This window comes from Pectobacterium brasiliense (assembly GCF_013449685.1).
GTDB lineage: Bacteria > Pseudomonadota > Gammaproteobacteria > Enterobacterales > Enterobacteriaceae > Pectobacterium > Pectobacterium brasiliense_A.
In genome coordinates this window covers 1-475 of sequence record NZ_JACDSF010000125.1, presented here as the reverse complement: position 1 = coordinate 475, position 475 = coordinate 1, and the positions used below count along the sequence as shown (strand labels likewise).

The following is a 475-nucleotide window of genomic DNA, read 5'->3' as shown; positions in this document are numbered from 1 at the left end:
TGCAATTGTTGTCGGGAAATTAAAAAATTCCTGATGATGGGCCATCAAGATAGGATGAACGGAGATCGTAATTTAATTTGTGTAATTACCACTTCATTTCTTCTGTTGGCATAACTGTTATTGATTCAACAGTATTTTTCTCGGTATAAGCTATCTGCATTGCTAAAGGTATATGAAAACCATCTAACTTATACTTTTCTTTCATTCCAAACTGAAGACCTCCAATAACCTTGGAAGGGATGGTTTTCTCAGGAATGCCGAATTTTTCATGCATCCAGTCGATGCTCATTTCCTTCTTAAAAGGAAGAGGAAGCGCATTTGGGAATTGCTGTGTTGGCCTGTCTTCATCAAAGAGTGTAAGTGTCACACAAAACAATTTCCTCGATGAGCGATGAAAAGCCAAGTAAACAGATTCTTTGACCATATCTAAATCTAATACAGGATCGCCTGATGATGTAGCCCCCTGAAACACCAG

General features: G+C 38.3%; 1 protein-coding gene. It reads right to left on the bottom strand.

The window, feature by feature from the left end; all coding sequences use genetic code 11:
• Positions 1-85: 85 nt before the first annotated feature.
• The coding region (locus H0248_RS21575) for a DUF6392 family protein (protein ID WP_180787435.1) at positions 86-475 on the bottom strand (390 nt) is incomplete at its 5' end.